This is a genomic window from Francisella sp. SYW-9 (genome assembly GCF_008711465.1).
Classification (GTDB): domain Bacteria; phylum Pseudomonadota; class Gammaproteobacteria; order Francisellales; family Francisellaceae; genus Francisella.
The window spans coordinates 1-5,329 of the sequence record NZ_VXKQ01000037.1 but is presented as its reverse complement, the minus strand read 5'-3'; the positions used below and the strand labels follow the sequence as shown (position 1 = coordinate 5,329).

Sequence of the window (5,329 nt, the reverse complement as noted above, 5' to 3'; positions counted from 1 at the left end):
AAAGCCCCATATTTCTATGAGGCTTTTTTGATTGCTTATCACGATAAGTCTTTGATATGTAATAAGATGGCGACTACCTACTTTCACCTGGGCAAATGCCAGACTATCATCGGCGTGTTGTAGTTTCACTTCTGAGTTCGGAATGGGATCAGGTGGTTCCTACAAGCTATCATCGCCAAAACTGTGTTTTGGGTCATATATCTATAAAGATATTTAACAATTCAGCATAGAAATAGACTTAAGTCTCTCGGATCATTAGTACTGGTAAGCTTCATACATTGCTGTACTTCCACACCCAGCCTATCAACGTCGTAGTCTCCAACGTTCCTTACTAGTTTAAAACTAGAGAGATCTAATCTTGAAGGAGGCTTCCCGCTTAGATGCTTTCAGCGGTTATCCCTTCCGAACGTAGCTACCCGGCAATGCTTCTGGCGAAACAACCGGAACACCAGTGGTTCGTTCACTCCGGTCCTCTCGTACTAGGAGCAACTCTTCTCAAATCTCTAACGCCCACGGCAGATAGGGACCGAACTGTCTCACGACGTTCTGAACCCAGCTCGCGTACCACTTTAAATGGCGAACAGCCATACCCTTGGGACCTGCTTCAGCCCCAGGATGTGATGAGCCGACATCGAGGTGCCAAACTCCTCCGTCGATATGAACTCTTGGGAGGAATCAGCCTGTTATCCCCGGAGTACCTTTTATCCGTTGAGCGATGGCCCTTCCATACGGGACCACCGGATCACTAAGACCTACTTTCGTACCTGCTCGAGCCGTCACTCTCGCAGTCAAGCGCACTTTTGCCTTTATACTCTTGGCATGATTTCCGACCATACCGAGTGCACCTTCGTACTCCTCCGTTACTCTTTGGGAGGAGACCGCCCCAGTCAAACTACCCACCATACACTGTCCTCGAATCTCTCCTGAGTTAGAACTCTAAATATTCAAGGGTGGTATTTCAAGGACGACTCCACAATCACTAGCGTGACTGCTTCAAAGTCTCCCACCTATCCTACACATAAATATTCAAAGTCCAGTGCAAAGCTGTAGTAAAGGTTCACGGGGTCTTTCCGTCTAACCGCGGGTACACTGCATCTTCACAGCGATTTCAATTTCACTGAGTCTCTGGTGGAGACAGTGTGGCCGTCGTTACGCCATTCGTGCAGGTCGGAACTTACCCGACAAGGAATTTCGCTACCTTAGGACCGTTATAGTTACGGCCGCCGTTTACTGGGGCTTCGATCCAGAGCTTCGCTTGCGCTAACCCCTTCAATTAACCTTCCAGCACCGGGCAGGCGTCACACCCTATACTTCATCTTACGATTTAGCAGAGTGCTGTGTTTTTGATAAACAGTCGCAGCCACCTGGTATCTGCAACCCCCAACAGCTCAAAGAGCAAGTCTTATCACCATCAAGGGCACACCTTCTTCCAAAGTTACGGTGTCATTTTGCCTAGTTCCTTCACCAGAGTTATCTCATAGCCTTAGTATTCTCTACCTACCCACCAGTGTCGGTTTCGGGTACGGTCACTTATACAATATACTTAGAAGCTTTTCCTGGAAGCTTGGTATCAATAGCTTCGTCAAACAAGTTTGACTTCGTCTCGTACCTCAGATCAACAAGATGCCGGATTTGCCTAACATCTCTACCTACATACTTTCACCTGGACAACCATTCGCCAGGCCTACCTAACCTTCTCCGTCCCTCCTTCGTTCATATAAGCGGCACAGGAATATTAACCTGTTTCCCATCGACTTCACTCTTCAGCTACGCCTTAGGGGCCGGCTTACCCTACGTTGATTAACATTGCGTAGGAATCCTTGGGTTTTCGGCCAATAAGAATCTCACTTATTTTACGTTACTCATGTCAGCATTCGCACTTCTGATACCTCCAGCAAACTTCTCAATTCACCTTCATCGGCTTACAGAACGCTCCCCTACCAATATACTAAATATATTCCGCAACTTCGGTGCATAGCTTAGCCCCGTTAAATCTTACGTGCAGGCCGACTCGACCAGTGAGCTATTACGCTTTCTTTAAAGGATGGCTGCTTCTAAGCCAACCTCCTGGCTGTCTGGGCCTTCCCACTTCGTTTCCCACTTAGCTATGACTTGGGGACCTTAGTTGGCGGTCTGGGCTGTTTCCCTTTCCACTACGGACCTTAGCACCCGCAGTGTGTCTCCCGTGATTGAACTTCATCGTATTCTGAGTTTGCATCGAGTCAGTAAGGTCGTAAAACCCCCATCGTCGAAACAGTGCTTTACCCCAATGAGTTATACACGAGGCACTACCTAAATAGTTTTCGGGGAGAACCAGCTATCTCCGTGCTTGATTAGCCTTTCACTCCGATCCACAGCTCATCCCATAATTTTGCAACATTATTGGGTTCGGTCCTCCAGTTAGTATTACCTAACCTTCAACCTGGCCATGGATAGATCGCGCCGGTTTCGGGTCTACTCCTAGCAACTATTCGCCCTATTAAGACTCGCTTTCGCTACGGATCCCTTATTCAGTTATCCTCGCTACTAAAAGTAACTCGCTGACCCATTATACAAAAGGTACGCAGTCACATTACTAAATAATGCTCCTACTGCTTGTATGCAAGCGGTTTCAGATTCTATTTCACTCCCTTTATAAGGGTTCTTTTCACCTTTCCCTCACGGTACTAGTTCACTATCGGTCATTCAGGAGTATTTAGCCTTGGAGGATGGTCCCCCCATATTCAGACAAGGTTTCTCGTGCCCCGTCCTACTTGTTCGTATGCTTAGTTCTACTGTGATTATTTCGTATACGGGACTATCACCCTCTATCGTCAAGCTTCCCAACTTGTTCTACTATAATTACAGCTAAATCATACCAGGCTCTTCCCACTTCGCTCGCCGCTACTATGGGAATCTCAATTGATTTCTCTTCCTAAGGGTACTTAGATGTTTCAGTTCCCCTCGTTCGCTCTACACTCTATGTCGAGTGAGTACCTGGCTTATGCCAGGTGGGTTCCCCCATTCGGAAATCTCCGGATCATAGCTTATTTACCAGCTAACCGAAGCTTATCGCAGATTATCACGTCCTTCATCGCCTCTGAATGCCAAGGCATCCACCGCTTGCACTTATTCTCTTAAGTCTATTTCTATACTAAATTGTTAAATATCTCTATCTTCATGCAAATAAAATAATGGTGGAGCCAAGCGGGATCGAACCGCTGACCCCCTGCGTGCAAAGCAGGTGCTCTCCCAGCTGAGCTATGGCCCCAAAAAACTGGTGGGTCTGAGTAGACTCGAACTACCGACCTCACCCTTATCAGGGGTGCGCTCTAACCAACTGAGCTACAGACCCGTATTTTATTTACACTAAAATATATTATCTACAAACACTAAGCTAAATTATTCAAATATGTAATTAAAGCTTATTCTTTTTTTCGTATTTCCGTTAAGGAGGTGATCCAGCCGCAGGTTCCCCTACGGCTACCTTGTTACGACTTCACCCCAGTCATGAATCACTCCGTGGTAAACGCCCATTCGTTAAGCTATCTACTTCTGGAGCAACCCACTCCCATGGTGTGACGGGCGGTGTGTACAAGACCCGGGAACGTATTCACCGCAGTATTCTGACCTGCGATTACTAGCGATTCCGACTTCATGCAGTCGAGTTGCAGACTGCAATCCGGACTAAGAGTACCTTTCTGAGTTTCGCTCCAGCTCGCACCTTCGCAGCCCTCTGTAATACCCATTGTAGCACGTGTGTAGCCCTGGTCGTAAGGGCCATGATGACTTGACGTCGTCCCCACCTTCCTCCGCCTTGTCAGCGGCAGTCTCAATAGAGTACCCAACTTAATGATGGTAACTATCAATAGGGGTTGCGCTCGTTGCGGGACTTAACCCAACATTTCACAACACGAGCTGACGACAGCCGTGCAGCACCTGTCACTGCGTTCCCGAAGGCACCAATCTATCTCTAGAAAGTTCGCAGGATGTCAAGACCAGGTAAGGTTCTTCGCGTTGCATCGAATTAAACCACATGCTCCACCGCTTGTGCGGGTCCCCGTCAATTCCTTTGAGTTTTAGCCTTGCGGCCGTAGTCCCCAGGCGGAGTACTTAACGCGTTAGCTACGCCACTAGATCCTTTACACCGAATCCAACAGCTAGTACTCATCGTTTACAGCGTGGACTACCAGGGTATCTAATCCTGTTTGATCCCCACGCTTTCGTCCCTCAGTGTCAGTATTGGTCCAGAATGTTGCCTTCGCCATTGGTGTTCCTTCTGATCTCTACGCATTTCACCGCTACACCAGAAATTCCCCATTCCTCTACCATACTCTAGTTTGCCAGTATCAAATGCAGTTCCAAGGTTGAGCCCTGGGCTTTCACATCTGACTTAACAAACCACCTACAGACCCTTTACGCCCAGTAATTCCGATTAACGCTCGGACCCCCCGTATTACCGCGGCTGCTGGCACGGAGTTAGCCGGTCCTTATTCTTTGGGTAACGTCCTTCCCATAAGCTATTAACTCATGAGCTTTCCTCCCCAACTAAAGTGCTTTACAACCCTAGAGCCTTCTTCACACACATGGCATTGCTGGATCAGGGTTTCCCCCATTGTCCAATATTCCCCACTGCTGCCTCCCGTAGGAGTTTGGGCCGTGTCTCAGTCCCAATGTGGCTGATCATCCTCTCAAATCAGCTATAGATCGTAGCCTTGGTAGGCCTTTACCCCACCAACAAGCTAATCTAACGCAGGCTCATCCATCTGCGGCAGCACAAAGGCCACCTTTAATCCGCAGATATTATGCGGTATTAACAGTCGTTTCCAACTGGTATCCCCCACAGATGGGCAGATTCCTACGCGTTACTCACCCGTCCGCCACTCGACGCCTACTAGCAAGCTAGTATCGTTTCCGTTCGACTTGCATGTGTTAAGCATGCCACCAGCGTTCAATCTGAGCCAGGATCAAACTCTTCAGTTTAATTCTCAAATTCTGACTCTAACTACTGATACTCAAATTCTTTAACAAAGTGTTTGTATATAATATATCTATTAAATATCTTAGAAACCTTAGTTTCTTACCGTTGACATCACTCGTCAGCCGGTGAAGACATATAATACGCATCACTCTCTCCAATTGCAAGTACTTTTTTGAAAAATTTTAAACTTTTTAAACTTTTCTACTTTTTGTATCAAATACCACAAAATAACCAACCCCAAAATAGCCTTGTCAAGTACTTAAGCACCAAATTCACCACCTTTTTGCAGCAAATACGCAATATAATATTAATATCTATTATTTAAAATAAAATCATAGTAAAAAGTTCTTTTGTTAATATAAAAATGAA

The 5,329-nt window shown here is 46.6% G+C and carries 2 tRNA genes and 3 rRNA genes; all 5 read right to left on the bottom strand.

Annotated features, from left to right (window positions below):
• Nucleotides 1-64: 64 nt before the first annotated feature.
• Nucleotides 65-180 (bottom strand): 5S ribosomal RNA (gene rrf, locus F3D62_RS11910).
• Between the two features lie 54 nt (nucleotides 181-234).
• Nucleotides 235-3,122: ribosomal RNA gene (locus tag F3D62_RS11905) — 23S ribosomal RNA — on the bottom strand.
• A gap of 52 nt (nucleotides 3,123-3,174) precedes the next feature.
• A tRNA-Ala gene (locus F3D62_RS11900) sits at nucleotides 3,175-3,250 on the bottom strand.
• Between the two features lie 7 nt (nucleotides 3,251-3,257).
• Nucleotides 3,258-3,334 (bottom strand) — tRNA-Ile (locus F3D62_RS11895).
• A 94-nt stretch (nucleotides 3,335-3,428) separates the two neighbouring features.
• A 16S ribosomal RNA gene (locus F3D62_RS11890) occupies nucleotides 3,429-4,962 on the bottom strand.
• Together the 16S, 23S and 5S rRNA genes with 2 tRNA genes alongside form the textbook arrangement of a ribosomal RNA operon.
• Between the last annotated feature and the right edge of the window lie 367 nt (nucleotides 4,963-5,329).